We start from the raw sequence: 21,181 nt of genomic DNA on the forward strand, positions 1-21,181 counted from the left end.
GGCTCCGAAGATTAGAACACGTTATAGTTTTGCACGAACAGGCTGCCTTCGGACGATTGGGGATGTGCGTGGACTCGGTGCTCGACGAGGTGCGCTCCGTCATCAGCGACGTGCTCGACCGTGGTGACGGGACCTGGCGCGCCCTGCAGGAGTCCGGCCTGCTCGCCCTGGCCGCCCCCGCAGAGCATGGCGGCGAGGGTCTTGGCATGACCGAGGTGGCCGTGCTGCTGCACGAGGTGGGCCGGCGCGCAGTTGACCTGCCCGTGCTCGAGACCGTGGCATGCGGTCTGCTGCCGCTCGCCCGGTCCCGCTCCGAGACCCTGCAGGCCGAGCTGGTCCCGCGCGTCCTGGCCGGCGACCTGCTGCTCGCCCCGGCGCTCGGGGAGCCGGGGGTCGCGCTGCCGCGCGATCCCGCGGCGACGTACGACGGCAGCGGCGTGACCGGCGCCAAGGTCGGCGTCCCGGTCCTCGACGGCACGACGCTGCTGCTGGTGTCGGCGCTGGATCGTTCGACCGACGCCGCAACCGTGGTGCTCGTGGACCCGGACGGCCCCGGCGTGACCCGGGTCGACACCTGGACCTCGCGCGGCGCGACCGAGGCGACGTACGTGTTCACCGATGCGCCGTCTGTCGGCGTGCTCGACGCCGACGTGGTGCGCGACCACGTCATCGCGGGCCTCGCCGTGCTCGGGGCCGGCGTCGTCGAGGGCGCGCGCGACCTGACCGCCGGCTACATCCGCGACCGCCGCCAGTTCGGCCGCGCGCTGGCCGAGTTCCAGGCCGTGGCGCAGCAGATCGCCGACGTCCACATCGCGTCCCGTACGTTCACCCTGACGGCCGGCGAGCTCGCCCGTCGCCTCGACGCGGGTGACCCGGCCGGCGACGACCTGGCGATCGCCGCGCACTGGTTCGCCGACCGCGCACCGGCGACGCTGCAGATCTGCCAGCACCTCCACGGCGGCATGGGCGTCGACATCACCTATCCGCTCAACCGCTACTTCTCCTGCGTGCGCGACATCGCCCGGCACCTGGGCGGTCCGGCCGCCCTCGCCGAGGTCCCGGTCGTCGAGACGGCCGGCAAGAACGCCGAGCTCACCGCCGAGGAGCGCGCGTTCAAGCAGGAGGCGCGGGACTACCTCACCGGGCTGGCCAGCGACGCCGACCGCGACGAGATGCGCACCGACCGTCACGGTCCGGCGTACCACCGCATCATCAAGCAGATGGGCGCCGACGGCTGGATGGGCGTCGGCTGGCCGAAGGAGTACGGCGGCCAGGGGCGCGGCGTCATCGAGCAGCAGGTGTTCGTCAACGAGGCTGCGCGGGCGGACGTGCACCTGCCGTCCGTGACGCTGCAGACCGTCGGGCCCACCCTGCAGGCGTACGGCACCCAGAAGCAGAAGGACATGTTCCTCGCCGACATCGTCAACGGCGACGTGCACTTCGCGATCGGCTACAGCGAGCCCGACGCCGGCACCGACCTGGCCTCGATGCGGACGTCGGCACGGCGCGACGGCGACCACTACGTCGTCAACGGGCAGAAGATGTGGACGACCGGCGGACACGTGGCCGACTACGTGTGGCTCGCCGTCCGCACCGATCTCGACGCGCCGCCGCACCGCGGCATCTCGGTGCTGATCGTCGACACCCGAGATCCCGGGTTCTCGTCGACCCCGATCGTCACGAGCGACAGCTCGCACCACACCAACGCGACGTACTACAACGACGTACGGGTGCCGGTCGACATGCTCGTCGGCGAGGAGAACCGCGGCTGGCAGCTCATCACGACGCAGCTCAATCACGAGCGGGTCATGCTCGGCCCGGCCGGCCGGATCGAGGGTCTGCGCGACATCGTGCGGGCGTGGGCCGAGGACCGTGAGGCGCCTGACGGCACGCCGCTGCTCGAGGTGCCGTGGGTGCGTGACGTGCTCGCCCGCGCCACGGCGTCGTTCCGGGTCAACGAGCTGCTCAACTGGGCCGTCGCCCGCGGCTCGTCGTCCGACCGGTCGACGGTGGCCGAGGCCTCGACGTCCAAGGTCTTCGCCAGCGACGAGGTGCAGCGCCTCGGCCTGGCGCTGATGGACGTCGTCACGACGTACGGCGATCCGGCCGACCCGGCGACGGCGCGGCTGGGGGAGTACCTCGACGCGACGAGCAAGCGCAACCTCGTGCTGAGCTTCGGTGGCGGCGTCAACGAGGTGCAGCGCGAGCTGATCGCGATGTTCGGCCTCGACCTGCCGCGGGTGCCGCGATGACGACCGAGATGACGGAGGACGAGATCCTCGCCCGGGTCGCGGAGATCAAGGCGCGGGGCAACAGCCCGGCCCGCGAGGCGCCGGACCCGGTCAACACGCCGATGATCCGCCACTGGGCCGAGGCCATCGGCGACACGAACCCGCGATGGGCGCCCGGCCCCGACACGGAGGCGCCGCCGGCGATGGCGCAGGTGTGGACGATGTACGGCCTCAACCCCGAGCGCATGCCGGGTGACCCGCTGCCCGACACCATGAGCGTGTTCGACGAGGCCGGCTTCACCTCGGTGCTGGGCACCAACTGCGACCAGACGTACGCCCGCACGCTCAGGCCCGGCGAGGTGCCGCAGATCAGCACCCGCCTCGACGAGGTCGTCGGGCCGAAGAAGACCGGCGTCGGCGAGGGCTGGTTCATCACGACCAAGAGCACGTGGACCGTCGGCGACGAGGAGGTCGCCACGATGACGTTCCGGGTGCTCAAGTTCAAGCCCGGCACCGGACGCGCGACGGTCGACAAGTCCCGGACCGCACGCCCGATGATCAACCGCGACACCGAGTTCTTCTGGGCCGGCACGGCAGCCGGCGAGCTGCGCATCCAGACCTGCAACGCCTGCGGCGAGCTCCGCCACCCGCCCGGACCGGTGTGCCCGGCCTGCCACGCGATGGATCGTGGGTACGTCGTCGCGTCCGGGCTCGGCACGGTGCACTCCTTCCTCGTCCACCACGCCCCGATGGTCCCGGGCAAGCAGCTGCCGCTGACCCTCGCACTGGTCGAGCTCGAGGAGGGCGTACGCATGATCGGCGAGGTCACCGGCGAGATCGAGACCGGCCAGGCCGTCGAGGTCTGGTTCGACGCGATCGACGACGACGTGACGCTGGCCAAGTGGCGGCCCGTCGGGAGCGCAGAGGCTGCACCGGAGCCGGAGGCAGAGGAGACGTCGGACCTCCCCGTCTGGGAGTTGCCGATCACCCCGACGCTCGTGGTGTCGACGGCCCTGGCCACCCGCGACTTCCAGGACGTGCACCACGACCGGGACCGGTCGATCGGGCACGGCAGCAAGGACATCTTCGTCAACATCCTGAGCACGACCGGCCTCGTGCAGCGCTACGTCACCGACTGGGCCGGCCCGCAGACCCAGGTGCTGTCGTGCGCGCTGCGACTCGGCGCACCGGCCTACCCGTACGACACCCTGCGTTTCACCGGAGACATCGTCTCGGAGGAGGACGGCGTGACCACGATCGACGTGACCGCGAAGGTCTCGATCGGCGTCCACGCCAACGCCCGGCTGGAGGTACGCCGATGAACGGGTTCAGCGGGGCGGCGGCGATCGCCGGCATCGGGGCGACCGAGTTCTCCAAGGAGTCGGGTCGATCCGAGCTCCAGCTCTCGGCCGAAGCGACCCTCGCGGCCCTCGCTGACGCCGGGCTGAGCGCGTCGGACGTCGACGGCCTCGTGACGTTCACGATGGACTCGTCCTCGGAGATCGCGTTGGCGCGCGAGCTCGGCATGGGTGACCTGCGGTTCTTCAGCCGGATCAACTACGGCGGCGGCGCGGCCTGCGCCACCGTGCAGCAGGCGGCCATGGCCGTGGCGACCGGCATGGCCGACGTCGTGGTGGCCTACCGCGGCTTCAACGAGCGCTCGGGCCAGCGCTTCGGGCAGGTGCAGAAGTGGGCCGCCGAGCAGGTCAACACCAACGGGCTCGACAACGCGTGGTCGTACCCGCACGGCCTGTCGACCCCCGCGGCCACCGTCGCGATGCAGGCCCGCCGCTACATGCACGAGTACGGCGCCACGTCGGCCGACTTCGGCGCCGTCGCGGTCGCGGACCGTCGGCACGCGGCGACCAACCCGGCGGCGTTCTTCCACGGCAAGCCGATCACGATCGACGACCACCAGGCCTCGCGGATGATCGCCGACCCCCTGCGTCTGCTCGACTGCTGCCAGGAGAGCGACGGCGCGGTCGCGATCGTCGTCACGTCGACCGAGCGCGCTCGTGACCTCGCCGCCGGAGCGGTGCCGATCGTCGCTGCGGCGCAGGGCAGCGCCGCCGACCAGTTCGTCATGACGTCCTACTACCGCGACGACATCGGCATCCCCGAGATCGGCGTCGTCGGCCGCGACCTGTGGCGGCAGTCAGGGCTCTCGCCGGACGACATCCAGACCGCCGTGCTCTACGACCACTTCACGCCCTACGTCCTGATGCAGCTCGAGGAGCTCGGCTTCTGCGGCCGCGGCGAGGCCAAGGACTTCATCGCCGGCGGGGCGATCGAGCTCGGTGGCCGACTGCCGCTCAACACGCACGGCGGGCAGCTCGGCGAGGCCTACATCCACGGCATGAACGGCATCGCCGAGGCGGTGCGGCAGCTGCGCGGCACGTCGGTCAACCAGGTCGACGGCGCGCAGCACGTGCTGGTCACCGCCGGTACCGGCGTCCCGACCTCAGGCCTCGTCCTCGGCGCCGGCTGACCTGCGATCGATCAATGCGGACGCGGCCAGGCCGTCTCGGCGTTTCTGGACCTGGCGCGGTGGACCAGGATCGCCCCGATCGCGGTGCCGACCGAGACCAGCAGCCCGACACCCGCGGCCACTGAGAAGATGATCGCCATGATCCGGTCCTCGTCGCTGCCTTCAGGCAACACGTAGGTCACGTCGTCGGGGTCGTAGACAACGGCCACCTCGTCGTCCACCGCCGGGACATCGGAGGACCACCACACCACGTCAGCGGTGACTCGCTGCCCAGTCTCAGTGGTGAAGTCCAGCGTGACGTCGTCAAGAGGACTGACCTCAGTGACGACTGCGGTGGTGGTCACTCCCTCGGTCGCCATGTGATTGCTGATCCAGAATCCGTATCCCGCGATGGCACCGCACACCAGGGTGCCCACCAGACTCAGCCCGGCAACAATCCACAAGGACACCGCCCAGCCGACGGACGGGCCTGGCTCGGCGGGCCGGTAGTAACCCGGGTGTGGCGTCCAGTGCGGTGGGGGCTGAGGGGGATGGCTCACGCGTCCATGGTGGCGTAGATGCTTGGCCGCCGCGGCTGGTTCAGCCGAGCGAGCACGGCGAGCCAGCCGGACTCCTCGTCGTCGTTGGAGCGCTCGCTCCACTCCCGTTCGAGTCCTGCTCGCCCCAGTGCCTCGACGAAGTCCGACTCGGTCCGCAGGGCCCGGTAGTACGGCTTGCCCGAGTCGCCGGTCTCCATGCCGGACTCGTGCCCGAGCGGGATCGACACGAGGAACCGGCCGTCGGCCTGCAAGGCTGCGGCGACCTTGGCCAGCACGGCTTCGAGGTCGTGCGGCTCGAGGTGCTGGAGGACGTGGAGGCAGACGACGGCGTCGTACGGGCCGCCGAGGTCGTCGTTGATCGCGTCGAGGCGGTCCACGTCCTTGCCCCGCTTGCGCTGCACGTCGATGAATCCCTGCGTGAGGTCTGTCCGCCGTACCGTCAGGCCGGCCTTCTCGAGGTAGTCGGCGTCCCAGCCCGGACCCGAACCGATCTCGAGGACGCGCGCACCGGGCACGGCCTCGGCCAGACGGTCCAGCCCGCCGCGGAGGACGGGAGTCTCGCTCGCGGTCTCGCGGGCGTACTGCTCGGCGATCTCGTCGTACGACTCGATCGTGCGGGCGTTCGGAGTCGGCTCCATGCCACCGACCCTAGGGCGGGATCAGCGACGCGTCACGAGACAGTCGGCCAGGGCCGGACGCGCGTCGTCGCCGACCGTGACGGTCACCGCGATGCCATCGGGCTCGTCCCACGCGTTGATCGTCAGCGTCTCGCCGGGGAACACGACACCGGCGAACCGCGCGCCGAAGCCGCCGGCCGCGGCAGCGTCACCGCCGAGCACCAGGTCGATGACCTCGCGCAGCACGATCCCGTACGTGCAGAGGCCGTGCAGGATCGGCGCCGGGAAGCCGGCGGCCTTGGCGAACGCCGGGTCGGAGTGCAGCGGGTTGCGGTCGCCGCAGAGCCGGTAGAGCAGCGCCTGCTGCGGCGTCACGGTGTAGGTCGTCGACGCGTCGGGCGCCCGGTCGGGCACGACGACGGCGTTGCTGGTGCCGCGGTTGCCGCCCCAGCCGCCCTCGCCCTTGACGAAGATCGACGACCGTACGCGCCACAGCTCCTCGCCGTCGGGGTCGACCGCGACGCCCTCCTGCCAGATCACCGCTGCCTTGCCCTTGTCCCAGACATCGGTGATGCGGGTCGTCAGCCGGGCCGAGCCGTCGGTCGGGAGCGGACCGTTGACCCGTACGTGCTGGGCGCCGTGCACGACCTGGGACAGGTTGATGTCGCAGCCCGGCAGGTCGAGCGCGGGTGGATCGGTCTCGTGGAACGAGGGCGCGACCACCGCGAAGCTCGGCAGCACCTGCAGGGCCTCGTCGTCATGGGTCCACCGCAGGGCGTCAGCCGAGACGTTGTCGCCCGGACGCGATCCGGCGCCGACGGCGAGCTGGTAGAGCAGCACGTCGCTGCTGGTCCACGAGAACTCGCGGGTGCCGAGGTCGGCGCCGATCGCGACGTCGGGATCGATCGGCATCAGCCGGCGTCCCTGCTCCGTGCGATGTCCTCGGCGGCGAGGTAGCCGAACGTCATCGCCGGCCCGATCGTCGCGCCGGGACCGGCGTACGTACGGCCCATGACCGCCGACGAGCAGTTGCCCGCGGCGTACAGGCCCTCGATGACGGAGCCGTCCGGTCGCAGCGCACGGGCCCGCTCGTCGGTGACGATCCCGCCCTTGGTGCCGAGGTCACCCGGGACGATCTTGACGGCATAGAAGGGACCGCGGTCGATGCGGTGGAGCGACGGGTTGGGCTTGACCCGGGGGTCGGCGTAGTAGCGGTCGTACGCGCTGTCGCCGCGGTGGAAGTCCTCGTCGTTGCCTGTCTCGGCGAAGCCGTTGAAGCGGCGGACGGTCTCCTCGAGCGCGTCGGCCGGGACGCCGATCTCCGCGGCGAGGGCGCTCAGCGAGCTGCCCTTGCGCACGGTGTCGAACTTGTACCAGCGGCCGGGGAAGGGCTGGCGCGGCGAGAGACCGGCGAACAGGTAGCGGTTGCGGTAGCGCTGGTCCATGACGAGCCACGCCGGTACGTGCGAGACGCCCGTCGCCTCGCCCTCGTAGATCGCGTGCGTCGCCTCGACATACGGCAGCGCCTCGTTCATGAACCGCTTGCCGGCGGAGTTGACGATGATCGAGCCGGGCAGGTTGCGCTCGGCGAGGCAGAACCACGGCCCGGACGGCAGCGGGATCGTGGGTCCCCACCAGGCGTCGTCCATGAGGTCGGTGGCCGCGCCGATCGCGACGCCGGCCTCGATGCCCGCGCCGGTGTTGCTGGCCGCAGCGGTGCTCCAGTCGGCGTCGGTGGGCGACGGGAGGTATTTTTCGCGCAGCGCCTCGTTCTTCTCGAACCCGCCGGAGCCGAGGATGACGCCGTGGCGGGCCCGGATCACGATCTCGGTGCCGTCGCGCTCGGCGCGGACGCCGACGACGCGGCCGCCCTCGATGACGAGGCCGGTCAGCGGGGTCTCGTAGTGCACCGGCACGCCGGCGTCCATCAACGCCTTGCGCAGGCTGATCGTCAGCGCGTTGCCCATGGCGTACATGCGGCGGCCGCGGAACGAGCTCACCATCCGCTTGACCATGACCTTGAGCATCGTCATCGGGCCCCGGATCGTGCGGAGGCCGAGGCTGATCTTGCGGAAGTCGGCCTGGGTCACGATGAGGTTGGCCGGCGCCTTGGCGTACGGCGGGTGCAGCCGGTCGAGCTCGGCACCGAGGATGCGACCGTCCATCGGGACGGGCTCGACGCTGCGGCCGCGGGCCCGGCCGCCCGGCTGCTCGGGCAGGTAGTCCGAGTACTCCGGCACCCACGCGAACTGCACCGGTGTCTTGTCAAGCAGGAAGTCCATGACCTCCGGGCCACGGTCGAGGAACGTGTCGCGGCGCTCGCGGGGGACCACGTCACCGACGATGGACTCGAGGTAGCGGCTGGACTGCTCGGCGTCGTCGGGTGCCACCTGGCCCGCGGCCTTGAGGGCCCGGTTGCCGGGGATCCACACGCCGCCACCCGAGCGGGCCGTCGAGCCGCCGAAGTAGGGGCTCTTCTCTATCAGGACGGTCTCCAGGCCGTGCTCCGCAGCGGCGAGAGCGGCCGTCATCCCGGCACCTCCGGCACCGACGACGACGACGTCGCACGTCTCTTCCATGGGACCTCCGTAGGGGTGAACTACCGCAAAACTGTAACAGGTTCTAGTATGACGATGTGTCCTCCGTACAGGCAGATCCCACCGCCGTCGCTGCCGCCACCGACCGGCTGGCGCAGGCGCTGGAGACGCGGGTGCCGTGCGCGGCGGTCCGCGACCTGATCGGGACCGACGACCTGTCGGCGGCGTACGCCGTCCAGCAAGGTCTCGTCCGCAGGCGGCTCAACGGGGGTGTCACGGTCGTCGGCCGCAAGATCGGCGCGACGTCCAAGGCGGTGCAGGACCAGCTGGGTGTGGACCAGCCCGACTTCGGCTACCTGCTCAGCGACATGGACGTCAGCCACGGCACCGACGGCACACCGATCTCGATGCGTACGCTCCTGCAGCCCCGGGTCGAGGCGGAGGTCGCCTTCCGCCTGGGTCGTGACATCGACGTGCCCGAGGAGCAGATCACGATCGACCTGGTCCGCGACGCCGTCGACGTGGCGATCCCGGCGCTGGAGATCGTCGACTCGCGCATCGAGGGCTGGGACATCACGTTCACCGACACCGTCGCCGACAACGCGTCCAGCGGCCTCTACGTCGTGGGCGACGCGGGGCTCCCGCTGAGCGACATCGAGCCGCGCGAGGTCGAGATGAGCCTGACGATCAACGACGAGGAGCGCTCGGCCGGCAACGGAGCGGCGTGCCTCGGCGACCCGCTCGAGGCGTTGCGGTGGCTTGCCGTCCAGGCCGCCCGCTTCGACGACCCGCTGCGCGCGGGGCACCTGATCCTGTCCGGGGCCCTCGGGCCCTTCGTGCCGTTCGCCGCGGGTGACCGTGTCACGGCTTCCATCAGCGGGTTCGCACCCCTGACCGTCTCCTTCGAGGAGTAACACCATGAGCAAGAAGGTCACCGCCGCGATCGTCGGGCCGGGCAACATCGGCACCGACCTGCTCTACAAACTGCTGCGCAGCGACACGATCGAGCCGCGCTGGATGATCGGCGTCGACCCGGCGTCCGAGGGCCTCGAGCTGGCCCGCCAGCGCGGTGTGGAGGCCTCTCACGAGGGCGTCGACTGGCTGCTCAAGCAGGACGAGCTGCCCGAGCTGATCTTCGAGGCCACCTCGGCATACGTCCACCGGGAGTACGCCCCGCGGTATGCCGAGGCCGGCATCCGCGCGATCGACCTGACTCCCGCGGCCGTCGGCCCCGCCGTCATCCCGCCGGTCAACGGCGAGGAGCACCTCACCGCCGACAACGTCAACATGATCACCTGTGGCGGTCAGGCCACGATCCCGATGGTGGCCGCCGTGTCGCGCGTGACCGCCGTGCCGTACGCCGAGATCGTCGCCTCGGTCTCGAGTGCCTCGGCCGGCCCGGGCACCCGCGCCAACATCGACGAGTTCACCCGGACGACCAGCGCCGGCGTCGAGACGATCGGCGGTGCCGAGCGCGGCAAGGCGATCATCATCCTCAACCCCGCAGAGCCCCCGATGATCATGCGCGACACGATCTTCTGCGGCGTCGGGGCCGACGCCGACCGCGACGCGATCGCCGAGTCGGTCGTCCGGATGGTGCAGCAGGTGCAGGAGTACGTGCCGGGCTACCGCCTGCTGCAGGACCCGCAGTTCGACGACGCCACCGAGGCCACGATGGGGCTGACCAAGGTCAGCATCTTCGTCGAGGTCGAGGGCGCCGGAGACTACCTCCCGCCGTACGCCGGCAACCTCGACATCATGACCGCCGCGGCCACCCGGGTCGGCGAGTCGATCGCCAAGGAGATCCTCCGATGACCGCTGCTCCCGTCTCCGGCCTCGACGCCTCCGTCGACGCCCTCGCTCGTACGTGGTCGCAGACCGACCCCGGCAGCGACCTCGACCTCCGGCTGACCGACACATGCCTGCGCGACGGCTCGCACCACAAGCGCCACCAGTTCGTGCCGCAGGAGGTGCGCGACATCGTCGGCGCGCTCGACGCCTCGGGCATCCCCGTCATCGAGGTGACCCACGGCGACGGACTCGGTGGCTCGTCGTTCAACTACGGGTTCTCCAAGACGCCCGAGCAGGAGCTCATCAAGCTCGCTGCCGAGACCGCGAAGACGGCCCGCATCGCGTTCCTCATGCTGCCGGGCGTCGGCACCAAGGACGACATCCGCGCGGCCCAGGACAACGGCGGACAGATCTGCCGCATCGCCACCCACTGCACCGAGGCCGACACCTCGCAGCAGCACTTCGGCCTCGCCCGCGAGCTCGGTCTCGAGACCGTCGGCTTCCTCATGATGAGCCACACGCAGTCGCCGGAGACGCTGGCCAAGCAGGCGCGCATCATGGTCGACGCCGGCTGCCAGTGCGTGTACGTCGTGGACTCCGCCGGTGCGCTCGTCATGGAGGGCGTCGCCGACCGGGTCTCGGCGCTGGTCGCCGAGATCGGGCACGAGGCGACGATCGGCTTCCACGGCCACGAGAACCTCGGCCTCGGCGTCGCCAACACCGTCATCGCGGCGCGTGCGGGTGCGACCCAGATCGACGGGTCCGTACGCCGGTTCGGTGCCGGCGCGGGCAACACCCCGCTCGAGGCGTTCATCGGCGTCGCCGACAAGCTCGGTTGGAAGACCGGCGTCGACTTCCTGCAGGTCGTCGACGCCGCCGAGGACGTCATCCGTCCGGCCATGCCGGAGGAGTGCACCCTCAACCGGATGACGCTGATGATGGGCTACGCCGGCGTCTACTCCTCGTTCCTCAAGCACGCCGGCAACGCCGCGGACCGCTACGGCGTCTCGGGTGCTCAGATCCTGCTGGAGGCCGGCCGCCGCAAGCTGATCGGTGGCCAGGAGGACCAGCTCATCGACATCGCCCTGATGCTCAAGGCGAAGGCCGACGCCAACCCCTAGGACGCAGCCCGCAGCTCGGGCTTGACCTTGACGCAGCGTCAACCCTGCACACTCTCGTCGTGGCCTCATCGGGCCACCTGACGAGAGGCACGCACATGCATCCACCAGCCATCACCGTGCAGGGTCTGAAGAAGTCCTTCAAGGACCTGCACGTCCTGCGCGGAGTCGACCTCGAGATCGCTCGCGGCAGCATCTTCGCCCTGCTCGGCGCCAACGGCTCGGGCAAGACGACGACCGTCAAGATCCTGTCGACGCTGCTCAAGGCCGACGCCGGGACCGCGACGGTCAACGGCTTCGACCTCGCGACGCAGCCCGGCCAGGTGAGGGAGTCGATCAGCCTCACCGGCCAGTTCGCTGCGGTCGACGAGATCCTCACCGGACGGGAGAACCTCGTCCTGGTGGCCAGGCTCCGGCACCAGAAGGATCCCGCCGGGATCGCCGACGACCTGCTCGACCGGTTCTCGCTGACCGACGCCGGCCACCGCAAGGTCGCGAGCTATTCCGGCGGCATGCGGCGCCGGCTCGACATCGCGATGAGCCTGATCGGCAACCCGCCGATCATCTTCCTCGACGAGCCCACGACTGGTCTCGACCCGCAGTCGCGCATCGAGGTCTGGCGCACGATCAAGGAGCTCGCCGGCCAGGGCACGACGGTGCTGCTCACGACGCAGTACCTGGACGAGGCCGAGCACCTCGCCGACCGGATCGCGATCCTGCACGACGGCACGATCATCGTCGACGGCACGCTGGCCGAGCTCAAGGCGCTGTACCCACCCGCCGAGGTCGAGTACGTCGAGAAGCAGCCGTCCCTCGAGGACATCTTCCTCGCCATCACCGGCACCCCGACCGCGGCCGTCGCCGCAGAGAGCTGAGGACCAGCATGACCAGATACTTCCTCACCGACATCGGCACCCTGCTCGGCCGCTCGCTGCGCCACATCGGCCGCAGCCCCGACACGATCATCACCACGGCGGTCACGCCGATCGCCATGATGCTGCTGTTCGTGTACGTCCTGGGCGGCGCGATCGAGACCGGCGGTCAGGGCGACTACGTCGACTACCTGCTGCCGGGCATCCTGCTCATCACGATCGCGTCGGGCATCGCCTACACGGCGTACCGGATCTTCCTCGATATGAAGGGCGGGCTGTTCGAGCGGTTCCAGTCCATGCCGATCGCCCGGTCGGCGGTGCTGTGGGCGCACGTCCTGACGTCGGTAGTCGCCAACCTGATCTCGCTCGTCGTGGTCATCCTGGTCGCGCTGGTGATGGGCTTCCGCTCCAGCGCGAGCGTGCTGGACTGGCTGGCCGTCGCCGGCATCCTGTTCCTCTTCACGTTGGGCCTGACCTGGCTGGCCGTGGTCCCGGGACTGACCGCGAGCTCGGTCGAGGGGGCGAGCGCGTTCTCGTACCCGCTGATCTTCCTGCCGTTCATCAGCTCGGCGTTCGTGCCGACCGACTCGATGCCGGGGCCGGTGCGCGCGTTCGCCGAGCACCAGCCCGTCACCTCGGTCGTCAACGTGATCCGCGACCTGCTCGGCAACCAGGCGCTGGGCGACGACCTGTGGGTCGCCCTCGCGTGGTGCCTGGGGCTCGTCGTCGTGGCGTACGTCTTCGCGATGTCGGTCTACCGCAGCAAGATCGCATGACGAGCGATGGCAGGCTGAGGTCATGCTGACGATCGGACAGCTGGCGTCGTACGCCGGGGTCACCATCCGCGCGGTCCGGCACTACCACCAGGTCGGGCTGATGCCCGAGCCCGAGCGGGACGTCTCGGGCTACCGGACGTACGGGGCCGAGGCGGTCGTCCGGCTCATCCGGATCCGCACGCTCGCCGAGGCGGGGGTACCGCTCGCACGGGTGCAGGAGCTGCTCAACGCCGACGCCACGACGTTCGCCGAGGCGACGAGCGTGATCGACCGTGGGCTCCGGGCCCAGATCCGCGAGCTGCAGGAGCACCGCCGGCGGATCGCCCAGCTGGCCTCGGGCGACTCGTTGGCCGTGCCGGCCGAGGTGGCCGACTACCTCGAGCAGGTGCGTGCGCTCGGTGTGCCCGAGATGATGATCGCGGCCGAGCGGGACGCCTGGATCATGGTGGCGGCCCGCTATCCCGACCAGATCTCGGCGTTCATGGCGGACAAGGTCCGTCAGCTCGAGGACCCCAGGACCGTGCGGTTCTACCGGCTCATCGCCCAGCTGCTGACGGACGACGCCGCGGGCGAGCAGGTCGTCGTCGAGATGGCCGACCTGCTGGCGGAGATGTTCGAGGAGGCGGCTGCCACCGGGCAGCTCGACGACCAGGACCTGAACATGGACGACTCGGCCTTCGTGCAGCTGCTGGACTCGATGGCGGAGGGGCACCCCATGGTTGTACGCCTGAGGGAGCTGCTCGCCGAGCGTGGCTGGGCCGGCTGGACCAAGGTCGTGCGCGTCTGACGTCAGCGGCGCACGCCACGGTAGATGCCACGCCGGACGATGAGGCCCTGCAGCAGCCCACGGATCGTCCACGACGGGAACCGGAACGCCCGACCGTTCGGCGCGAACACCTCGAGGCCGTTCGGCTGCACCCCGACGACCGAGCCCCACTGGCCCCTGGGTGGGCGGTACGCCTGAAGGGGTTTGCCCGCGAGCTCGGCCCGGATGTTGCGGGCCAGCAGCTTGTCGGCGCGGTTGCGGGCTGAGCTCCGCAGCGGATCGGTCGCCGCGACGTCGCCGATCGCGAACACCCCGGGGTGGCCCGGCACGCGCAGGGTCGGCTCGACGACGACGAACCCCCGGTCGTCCAGCAGCGCCGGCGGCAGCCACTCGGTCGACGGCTTGACCCGCCCGACCGTCCAGAGCACCGCGTCGGCGGTCACCGGGTCCTGGCCCGTGCTCCAGGCGACGGGCTCGTCCGTGATCCGGTCGCACGCGAAGCCGTCCGGCACCACGGCGCGGTGTCCCGGGTGCACGCCGACACCGATCTCGGCCAGCCGGCGCGCGAGGGTCGATGAGGTCCGCGGGTGGTGGTGCGGCAGCACGCGATCGCCGGGGAAGTAGAGGTCGACCGCGATGTCCGGCCAGGTCGTCTTGAGGTTGAGGGCGCTGCTCACCGCCGCCGCGCCACCTCCGATCACCGCAACGGAACGTGCTGCACCGAGCTGCTTGTGGGCCGCCTCCAGCTCGGTCGCCACCTCGTCTTCTGACAACAGCCCGGGTGGGCGCCAGAACCCGTTCGTGACGCCGGTCGCCACGACCAGCACGTCGTACGGCTCCTCGGTCGCCCTGCCGTCCGCGGTGGTCACCATGAGGCGGCGCGCCTCCAGGTCGACGCCGGTCACCGTCCCGTGCACCGTGCGTACGCCGTCGAGGCGGCGGTAGCGGTCGAACGCGATCCAGTGGTCCCGTGCCCACTCGCTGGGCTGGGTCAGCCGGGTGCCGAGCTCCTTGCCACTGACGAGCCCGGGCCGGGTCGAGATGCCGACGACGTCGGCGTGCCGCGCGAGGTGGATGGCGGTGAGCAGACCGCTGTCGCCGAGCCCGGCGATCACCACGCGCGGCCGGGTCATGCGGTGGTGCGGCTCCGCCGCGGGGGTCGCGGCACCAGTCGCGGCACGCGGTCGATCACCGCTGCGTACGCCGGCCGGCGCTCGAGGCTGCGCTCCTCCATCATCGGGATGCTGGCCAGCTGGAACATCGCCAGCATGCAGGCGGCGCCGACGAAGCCCCACCAGGTGTCCGGGTCGGCGGCGAGGCCGAAGAGTGCGAGCGAGACCCAGAAGCTGATCTCGCCGAAGTAGTTGGGGTGCCGCGACCACGACCACAGCCCACGGTCCATGACCTGCCCCGGCTCGCGGGTGCGGATGAACCGGTGCATCTGGATGTCGGCGACCAGCTCAATGGCGACGGCGCCCACACCGACGATCACGGCGACGGCGTCGAGCCAGCCGAGGTCGCGGCCGGTGCGGGTCAGGACGACGTAGACGGGGACCATGCCGAGGAACACCTGCAGGGTCGGGAAGACGTGGATGCCCATGAGGTCGGCAGCGAGCTCGGCGCGGCCCGCCCGCTCGCGCACCATCGGGTAGCGCCAGTCCTCGTGGTGCAGCCCGGGGAAGGTGTGGACCCAGTTGGCGGTGAGCCGAATCGCCCAGAGCAGGATCACGATCATCGTCAGCCAGGACCGCGGGTCGTCGGCAGGCGTGTCGGCCTCGATCCACCAGGCGAGCATCAGCAGCGGCGGCAGCACGCTCCAGTACGCGTCGTAGAAGCTCGAGTTGTGGTGCATGCGGCTCGCGGCGAAGATCACGAGCGTCGCGATCAGGTCGGCGACGAGCCCGTCGAGCCAGAGCCACTCCGTCTCGGGACCCCAGACGAACCATGCGGCGCCGGCCCCGAAGGCGACGACGTACGCCACCACGACCCGCACCATGGACTCGGTCCTGCTCGCCTGCGCTGTCGTCATGCCGCTGACCGTACCTAGAACACGTTCCACTTTGCTAGAGAACGGCGCGGATTGGAGAGAGACAGGCACGACTCCCCCTGTGGACGTACGACTAGAACGTGTTCTAGTATTGAGGTCTGATCTTCAAGGAGCTGTGATGACCCAAGCTGTGCTCGATGGCATTCGGGACCTCCTGCCCTCGCTTCGCGAGCGTGCGGACGAGACCGAGCGACTGCGTCAGGTTCCTGAGGCCTCGGTCAAGGAGCTGGAGGAGACCGGATTCTTCCGGCTGCTGCAGCCCAAGCGCTTCGACGGGCTCGAGGCGGATCCGGTCGACTTCTACACCGCGGTCAGCCTCATCGCGTCCGCGTGCGGCTCGACCGGCTGGATCTCGTCGGTCCTCGGCGTCCACCCGTGGCAGGTCGCGCTGTTCCACGACACCGCGCAGCAGGCCGTGTGGGGCGAGGACACCTCGACCCGGTTGAGCTCCTCGTACGCGCCGACCGGCAAGGCCGTCGTCACCGAGGGCGGCTACAACCTGCAGGGCCGCTGGAGCTTCTCGTCCGGCTCCGCGCACGCCACCTGGGTGCTGCTCGGCGGGCTGGTCTCCAACGAGGAAGGCCAGATCGTCGACTTCAAGACCTTCATGGTGCCGCGCGACAAGTACGAGATCGTCGACGTGTGGAACGTCGTCGGGCTGTCGGGCACGGGTTCCAACGACATCGTCGTCGAGGAGACGTTCATCCCCGAGGAGTTCACCCTCTCGATGGGCGACACCGGCCGCTGCTTCGGCCCCGGCCAGGAGCAGAACCCCGGCGATCTCTACAAGCTGCCGTTCCACTCGCTGTTCACCACGACGATCAGTACGCCCATCATCGGCATGGCCCGTGGAGCGTACGCCGAGCACGTCGAGATGCAGCAGAAGCGCGTACGTGCGGCCTACCTCGGTGAGAAGGCGTCCTCCGACCCCTTCGCCGCCGTCCGCATCGCGCGCGCCGGCAGCGAGATCGACGCAGCCTGGGCGCTGACGATGGCCAACATCCGCGAGGAGCAGGCGCTGGTCGCCAAGGGCGAGAAGATCCCGATCCCGCTGCGCCTCAAGGTCCGCCGCGACCAGGTGCTCGGCACGCAGCGCGCGATCGACGCGATCGACGAGCTCTTCGAGGCGTCGGGCGGCCGGGCACTGGCCCAGGGCACCTACCTCCAGCGCGCCTGGCGCGATGCGCACGCCGGTCGCGTCCATGCGGCCAACGACCCCGAGCGGGCGCTGCAGATGTTCGGCATGGCGGAGTTCGGTCACAAGGTCGACCCGGGAATGTACTGATGGCCGGTCCTGACTCCAAGGGTCTGGATCGCGAGTCGACCCGGCGGTCCGCCAAGGCCGGCGACCTGACGCTCAACTACTACGAGGCCGGCGAGCCGACCGAGGTCGGCGGCGGCCTGCCGCTGGTCATGCTGCACGGCGGCGGCCCCGGCGCCTCGGCGTGGTCCAACTTCGGCCCCGCGCTGCCGGGCTTCGCGGAGACCTTCCGCACCCTGCTGATCGACCAGCCGGGCTTCGGGCAGAGCGACAAGCCCGAGGTCGTCGGCAACTACTTCCGGTTCGCGGCCGAGGCGGTCAAGCTGCTGCTCGACGAGCTGGGCATCGACCGCATCCACCTGCTCGGCAACAGCCTCGGCGGTGGCACGGCGATGCGCTTCGCCCTGCTCTATCCCGAGCGCGTCGGCCGTCTCGTGCTCATGGGTCCCGGCGGGCTGAGCCTCAACCTGTTCCACGCGGACCCGACCGAGGGCGTCAAGCGCCTGATGGACTTCTCCGCCGCGCCGTCCAAGGAAGCCCTGCGCGCGTTCATCTCCAGCATGGTCGTCAACCAGGACCTCGTCACCGACGAGCTGGTCGAGGAGCGGTACGCCGATGCGACCGCACCCGGCGCCATGGAGGCCATGCGCTCGATGGGCATGTCGTTCTGGAACCCCGACAGCTATGAGGACGGACTGGTGTGGCGCGACGCCCACCAGCTGCGCCGGCCGACCCTGCTGACGTGGGGTCGCGAGGACCGGGTCAACCCGCTCGACGGCGCGTTCGTCGGGCTCAAGATGATCCCCAAGGCGTCGCTGCATGTCTTCCCGAATTGTGGGCACTGGGCGCAGATCGAGGCGGCCGAGGAGTTCCGCGAGATCTGCACGGCCTACCTCGCCCGCCACGTCGAGAGGAAGCGTTGATGACCATCGACATCCGTTCCATGGGGTATGCGCGAGTCGCGTCGACCGACCTGGACGCCTGGCGGCACTTCGGCTCCAAGGTGCTCGGGCTCGCCGAGGGTCGGGGACCGACCCCTGAGAACCTCTACTTCCGCATCGACGAGGTCTCAGCCCGGCTGATCGTCTTCCCTGCCGTCGAGGACCGGCTCGACTGTGTCGGCTGGGAGCTCGCCGATCATGACGCGCTGCAGGCTGCCCGCGAGCACCTCATGAAGGCCGGCGTCGACTTCACCGAGGGCACCGCCGAGGAGCTGGCCGAGCGCCGGGTCCAGGAGATGATCCGGTTCACCGACCCGTTCGACAACGTCTTCGAGCTCTTCCACGGCATCACCTATGAGTCGCGCCCCGTCGTCACCCCGTACGCCGCGACGTTCGTGACCGGTGACCAGGGCATGGGTCACGTCGTGATCCCCGTCGACGACGACGTCGAGGCGCTGCGCTTCTATCGCGACGTCCTGGGCTTCCGCCTGCGTGACTCGATGTCGATGCCGGGGGAGTTCGTCGGCAAGGAGCCCGGCTCCAAGGTCTGGCTGCGCTTCCTCGGGGTCAACCCACGGCACCACTCGCTGGCGTTCCTGCCGATGCCCAACCCCAGCCGCTGCGTCCACCTCATGCTCGAGGTCGAGAAGCTCGACGACGTCGGCCGCGCGCTCGAGCGCGTCCGCAAGCACAAGGCTCCGCTGTCGGCGACGCTAGGCCGGCACATGAACGACGAGATGGTGTCGTTCTACGTGAAGTCGCCCGGTGGCTTCGACATCGAGTTCGGCTGCGAGGGCCTGACGGTCAGCGACGAGCGCTGGGTCGCCCGCGAGTCGACCGCCGTGTCCTACTGGGGCCACGCGTTCGGACAGTCGGGATAGGTCCGGTGGACTCCGTGACCGACGCAGAGCTGCCCGACGGCATCAGCCCGGACGCCGCGACGACCTGGCCGTCCCGCGAGCTGATCGAGTCCTACCTCGGCGGCCACGACGAGATGTTCGCGTGGCGGCCTGGCGAGGTCGTGCACATCGACGGCGAGGCGGCGCAGGCTGCCGCGCGGACGTACCGCGACGTGCTGGGCCAGTACGCCAGCGGGGTCACGGTCGTCACCACGGTCCTGGCCGACGTGCCGGTCGGGATGACCTGCCAGTCGTTCACGAGCGTCTCGCTCGATCCGCCGCTCGTCGCGTTCCTGCCGATGAAGACGTCGCGCGCGTTCGCGGCGATCCGCAAGTCGCGCCGGTTCTGCGTCAACTTCCTTGCTGCTGACCAGGCCGAGATCTCCAACAGCTTCGCCTCGCAGGCCGACGACAAGTTCGCCGGCGTCGACTGGTCGCCGACCGAAGCCGGCATGCCGCGGCTCGAGGGCGTCGTCGGCTGGGTCGACTGCGTCGTGCAGGACGTGCACGAGGCCGGCGACCACTACCTCGTCATCGGCCGGGTCGAGGACCTCGGTCACGGCGACGCCGACAAGCCCCTGCTGTTCCACCGTGGCCGCTATCGCACGGCCGACGAGAGCAGCGGATGACCCTCGGCCGTACCCCGGGCTGAGAAGATGAGACATGCCCTCACCTCTTGATGCCCTCGACTGGCCGGTGCGGACCGACAGGCTCGTCCTGCGCCGTCTCGCCGAGGGCGACATGCCCGCGATCTTCGCCTTCCGCCTGCAGCCCGAGGTTGCCGAGTGGGTTGGCGGCAAGGTCACGGACCTCGAGGACCTGACCGAGCGTTTCGGTGAAGGCGAGACGGCCGTGATCGTCGAGCACGACGGCCAGGTGATCGGCGACCTGATGGTCAAGGTCCAGGACGCATGGGCTCAGCGCGAGGTGGCCGAGCAGGCTGCCGGGGCCGAGGCGGAGCTCGGCTGGACGCTCGATCCCGCGTACCAAGGTCGTGGCTTCGCGACGGAGGCGATGCGGGCGCTGCTCGGGATCTGCTTCGACGGCCTCGGCCTCCACCGTGTCGTCGCCATCTGCTTCACCGACAACGAACCGTCGTGGCGGCTGATGGAGCGGCTCGGCATGCGCCGCGAGGCCCACACCGTCAAGGAATCACTCCACCGCGACCGTGGCTGGCTCGACGCCTACACCTACGCCATGCTCGCCGAGGAATGGCGCGGCTGACTGCCGGCGCGGCGTGAGTGAAACCAAGGTGTCGGAATGAGTCTGCCCGGCCCCGCACGCCGTCGAATGGGTCAAGATGGTCCTATGTGGGAGGCGTTGAAGCGCAGGGCTAAGGACCTAAAGGCCGAAGATCCAAAGGCCGAGGATCCAGAGGCCAAAGATCCAGAGGCCAAAGATCCAGAGGCCAAAGATCCAGAGGCGAGCTACTTCCTCACGCTGAGTTCAGGCGACGACGAGCCGATGAGCGTGTTGATCGAGCCCGCTTTGGCGCTGTTCGAGATTCCAGCGGGAGAAGAACTTAGGGCTGAAGTTGTCGGACCTGATGACGAGCCACTCGAGATCACGTACGCCCCGGGACACGTAACCCTTTGGCCTAGCCCCCGGACATCGATCATGGTGATAGAAGGTCGAGACGGTTGAGCCCGACTGAAGACGACGGCAACGCGGCCGTGCGAGGCCATCTCGCGGTCGGCTAGACCCCGCTCAGCGCAAGCCGTTGCTGACCAGGTCAAGAACGGCGCGCTGCTCGGCTCTGGGCAGCGAGTGCATCAGCAGACCCTCGATGGCGAAGACCCCGAGCCTGGTCATGGGGAGGACCTGGTCCTCGGGCACGCCTGACTGCCGCAGACCCTCGGCGAGGATCTCGTTCGTGACGGCGTGGAAGCCGTCGTGCCATGTCCCGACGACAGGAGAGGTCGCGGCCAGCGCATGGACGGTCGTGACGAGCTTTGAGTGCTGCTGCAGCCGGTCGACGACCCAGACGAGCAGGTCGACCAACGGCACCTCGGCCTGCTGACCCACGTCCTTCAGCGCCTCCGCGAAGAGGTGCTCCAGGACGGCGACCAGCAGGACTTCCTTGCTCTCGAAGTACCAGTAGATCGTGTTGGTGGTTACCCCTGCGGCCTTTGCGACGCTGACCAGCGACGTCTTCTCGAAGCCGACCTCTATGAAGAGGTTGGCTGCTGCCGCGACGATCTCCGCGGACTTCTCCTCGCGATCGCGAGGCCGACGGTTTCGAGGCATACGTCACCTTATCTTGCACGACGATCAAGACGGCAAGTACGGTCTTGATCG

General features: G+C 69.7%; 22 protein-coding genes. 15 read left to right on the forward strand and 7 right to left on the reverse strand.

What is annotated here, in order from left to right; genetic code table 11:
• The first annotated feature begins 62 nt into the window (after nucleotides 1-62).
• The 3 genes from AB0N22_RS13435 to AB0N22_RS13445 are packed head-to-tail and all read left to right on the forward strand — an operon-like array spanning nucleotide 63 to nucleotide 4,719.
• Entirely contained in the window at nucleotides 63-2,252 is a 2,190-nt protein-coding gene (locus AB0N22_RS13435; protein ID WP_364640935.1) for an acyl-CoA dehydrogenase, read from the forward strand.
• Nucleotides 2,249-3,553: an OB-fold domain-containing protein gene (locus AB0N22_RS13440; RefSeq protein WP_364640937.1), complete on the forward strand. Its 1,305-nt coding sequence runs from the start codon at nucleotides 2,249-2,251 to the stop codon at nucleotides 3,551-3,553. Before AB0N22_RS13435 ends, AB0N22_RS13440 begins: the two co-directional genes overlap by 4 nt.
• Nucleotides 3,550-4,719, forward strand: coding sequence for a lipid-transfer protein (locus tag AB0N22_RS13445; RefSeq protein ID WP_364640940.1), 1,170 nt, complete (start codon nucleotides 3,550-3,552; stop codon nucleotides 4,717-4,719). Before AB0N22_RS13440 ends, AB0N22_RS13445 begins: the two co-directional genes overlap by 4 nt.
• Nucleotides 4,720-4,730: 11 nt before the next feature.
• On the opposite strand, the gene AB0N22_RS13450 is transcribed toward AB0N22_RS13445, so the two are convergent.
• From AB0N22_RS13450 to kstD, 4 genes are read right to left on the reverse strand one after another with little or no spacing between them, the layout of a single operon-like run.
• Nucleotides 4,731-5,258, reverse strand: a complete 528-nt coding sequence (locus AB0N22_RS13450; protein ID WP_364640943.1) for a hypothetical protein — start codon at nucleotides 5,256-5,258, stop codon at nucleotides 4,731-4,733.
• Nucleotides 5,255-5,896, reverse strand: a complete 642-nt coding sequence (locus tag AB0N22_RS13455) for a class I SAM-dependent methyltransferase (protein ID WP_364640946.1) — start codon at nucleotides 5,894-5,896, stop codon at nucleotides 5,255-5,257. The genes AB0N22_RS13450 and AB0N22_RS13455 overlap by 4 nt, the downstream gene beginning before the upstream one ends.
• 21 nt (nucleotides 5,897-5,917) lie before the next feature.
• On the reverse strand, nucleotides 5,918-6,787 hold the full coding sequence (locus AB0N22_RS13460) for a MaoC/PaaZ C-terminal domain-containing protein (protein WP_364640949.1): 870 nt from the start codon (nucleotides 6,785-6,787) through the stop codon (nucleotides 5,918-5,920).
• Nucleotides 6,787-8,454, reverse strand: a complete 1,668-nt coding sequence (kstD, locus tag AB0N22_RS13465; RefSeq protein ID WP_364640952.1) for a 3-oxosteroid 1-dehydrogenase — start codon at nucleotides 8,452-8,454, stop codon at nucleotides 6,787-6,789. Before kstD ends, AB0N22_RS13460 begins: the two co-directional genes overlap by 1 nt.
• Nucleotides 8,455-8,510: 56 nt before the next feature.
• On the opposite strand from kstD, the gene AB0N22_RS13470 reads away from it, so the two are divergent.
• From AB0N22_RS13470 to AB0N22_RS13495, 6 genes are all read left to right on the forward strand, one after another.
• Nucleotides 8,511-9,326, forward strand: coding sequence for a fumarylacetoacetate hydrolase family protein (locus tag AB0N22_RS13470; protein WP_364640955.1), 816 nt, complete (start codon nucleotides 8,511-8,513; stop codon nucleotides 9,324-9,326).
• A 4-nt stretch (nucleotides 9,327-9,330) separates the two neighbouring features.
• Nucleotides 9,331-10,227 (forward strand): acetaldehyde dehydrogenase (acetylating), encoded by an 897-nt coding sequence (locus tag AB0N22_RS13475; protein WP_364640958.1) that lies wholly within the window; start codon nucleotides 9,331-9,333, stop codon nucleotides 10,225-10,227.
• Nucleotides 10,224-11,324: a 4-hydroxy-2-oxovalerate aldolase gene (gene dmpG, locus AB0N22_RS13480; RefSeq protein WP_364640961.1), complete on the forward strand. Its 1,101-nt coding sequence runs from the start codon at nucleotides 10,224-10,226 to the stop codon at nucleotides 11,322-11,324. Before AB0N22_RS13475 ends, dmpG begins: the two co-directional genes overlap by 4 nt.
• Nucleotides 11,325-11,419: 95 nt before the next feature.
• Nucleotides 11,420-12,196 (forward strand): ABC transporter ATP-binding protein, encoded by a 777-nt coding sequence (locus tag AB0N22_RS13485; RefSeq protein ID WP_364640964.1) that lies wholly within the window; start codon nucleotides 11,420-11,422, stop codon nucleotides 12,194-12,196.
• Nucleotides 12,197-12,204: 8 nt separating this feature from the next.
• Nucleotides 12,205-12,969: an ABC transporter permease gene (locus tag AB0N22_RS13490; protein WP_364640966.1), complete on the forward strand. Its 765-nt coding sequence runs from the start codon at nucleotides 12,205-12,207 to the stop codon at nucleotides 12,967-12,969.
• A gap of 22 nt (nucleotides 12,970-12,991) precedes the next feature.
• The gene (locus AB0N22_RS13495; protein ID WP_364640969.1) at nucleotides 12,992-13,756 is read left to right on the forward strand and encodes a MerR family transcriptional regulator; all 765 of its coding nucleotides are present in this window, start codon (nucleotides 12,992-12,994) and stop codon (nucleotides 13,754-13,756) included.
• Nucleotides 13,757-13,758: 2 nt separating this feature from the next.
• On the opposite strand, the gene AB0N22_RS13500 is transcribed toward AB0N22_RS13495, so the two are convergent.
• Both AB0N22_RS13500 and AB0N22_RS13505 read right to left on the reverse strand, forming a co-directional pair.
• Entirely contained in the window at nucleotides 13,759-14,868 is a 1,110-nt protein-coding gene (locus AB0N22_RS13500; protein WP_364640973.1) for an FAD-dependent oxidoreductase, read from the reverse strand.
• Nucleotides 14,865-15,764, reverse strand: coding sequence for a DUF1295 domain-containing protein (locus tag AB0N22_RS13505; RefSeq protein ID WP_364640976.1), 900 nt, complete (start codon nucleotides 15,762-15,764; stop codon nucleotides 14,865-14,867). Before AB0N22_RS13505 ends, AB0N22_RS13500 begins: the two co-directional genes overlap by 4 nt.
• Nucleotides 15,765-15,900: 136 nt before the next feature.
• Between AB0N22_RS13505 and hsaA the strand changes: the two genes are divergently transcribed.
• The 6 genes from hsaA (at nucleotide 15,901) to AB0N22_RS13535 (ending at nucleotide 20,527) form a co-directional block, all read left to right on the forward strand.
• Nucleotides 15,901-17,067, forward strand: a complete 1,167-nt coding sequence (hsaA, locus tag AB0N22_RS13510) for a 3-hydroxy-9,10-secoandrosta-1,3,5(10)-triene-9,17-dione monooxygenase oxygenase subunit (protein WP_364640979.1) — start codon at nucleotides 15,901-15,903, stop codon at nucleotides 17,065-17,067.
• Nucleotides 17,067-17,966, forward strand: coding sequence for a 4,5:9,10-diseco-3-hydroxy-5,9,17-trioxoandrosta-1(10),2-diene-4-oate hydrolase (hsaD, locus tag AB0N22_RS13515; RefSeq protein ID WP_364640981.1), 900 nt, complete (start codon nucleotides 17,067-17,069; stop codon nucleotides 17,964-17,966). Before hsaA ends, hsaD begins: the two co-directional genes overlap by 1 nt.
• A complete protein-coding gene (gene hsaC, locus AB0N22_RS13520; protein WP_364640984.1) occupies nucleotides 17,966-18,865 on the forward strand; it encodes an iron-dependent extradiol dioxygenase HsaC in 900 nt (299 codons plus the stop codon). Before hsaD ends, hsaC begins: the two co-directional genes overlap by 1 nt.
• Before the next feature lie 14 nt (nucleotides 18,866-18,879).
• Nucleotides 18,880-19,512: a flavin reductase family protein gene (locus AB0N22_RS13525; RefSeq protein ID WP_364640987.1), complete on the forward strand. Its 633-nt coding sequence runs from the start codon at nucleotides 18,880-18,882 to the stop codon at nucleotides 19,510-19,512.
• Nucleotides 19,513-19,546: 34 nt separating this feature from the next.
• Nucleotides 19,547-20,107 carry a GNAT family N-acetyltransferase gene (locus AB0N22_RS13530; RefSeq protein WP_364640990.1) on the forward strand — a complete coding sequence of 187 codons (561 nt, stop codon included), beginning with the start codon at nucleotides 19,547-19,549 and terminating at the stop codon, nucleotides 20,105-20,107.
• An 84-nt stretch (nucleotides 20,108-20,191) separates the two neighbouring features.
• The gene (locus AB0N22_RS13535) at nucleotides 20,192-20,527 is read left to right on the forward strand and encodes a hypothetical protein (RefSeq protein WP_364640993.1); all 336 of its coding nucleotides are present in this window, start codon (nucleotides 20,192-20,194) and stop codon (nucleotides 20,525-20,527) included.
• A gap of 63 nt (nucleotides 20,528-20,590) precedes the next feature.
• On the opposite strand, the gene AB0N22_RS13540 is transcribed toward AB0N22_RS13535, so the two are convergent.
• Entirely contained in the window at nucleotides 20,591-21,130 is a 540-nt protein-coding gene (locus AB0N22_RS13540; RefSeq protein ID WP_364640996.1) for a TetR/AcrR family transcriptional regulator, read from the reverse strand.
• Nucleotides 21,131-21,181: the final 51 nt, after the last annotated feature.

This window comes from Aeromicrobium sp. NPDC092404 (genome assembly GCF_040684095.1).
Classification (GTDB): domain Bacteria; phylum Actinomycetota; class Actinomycetes; order Propionibacteriales; family Nocardioidaceae; genus Aeromicrobium.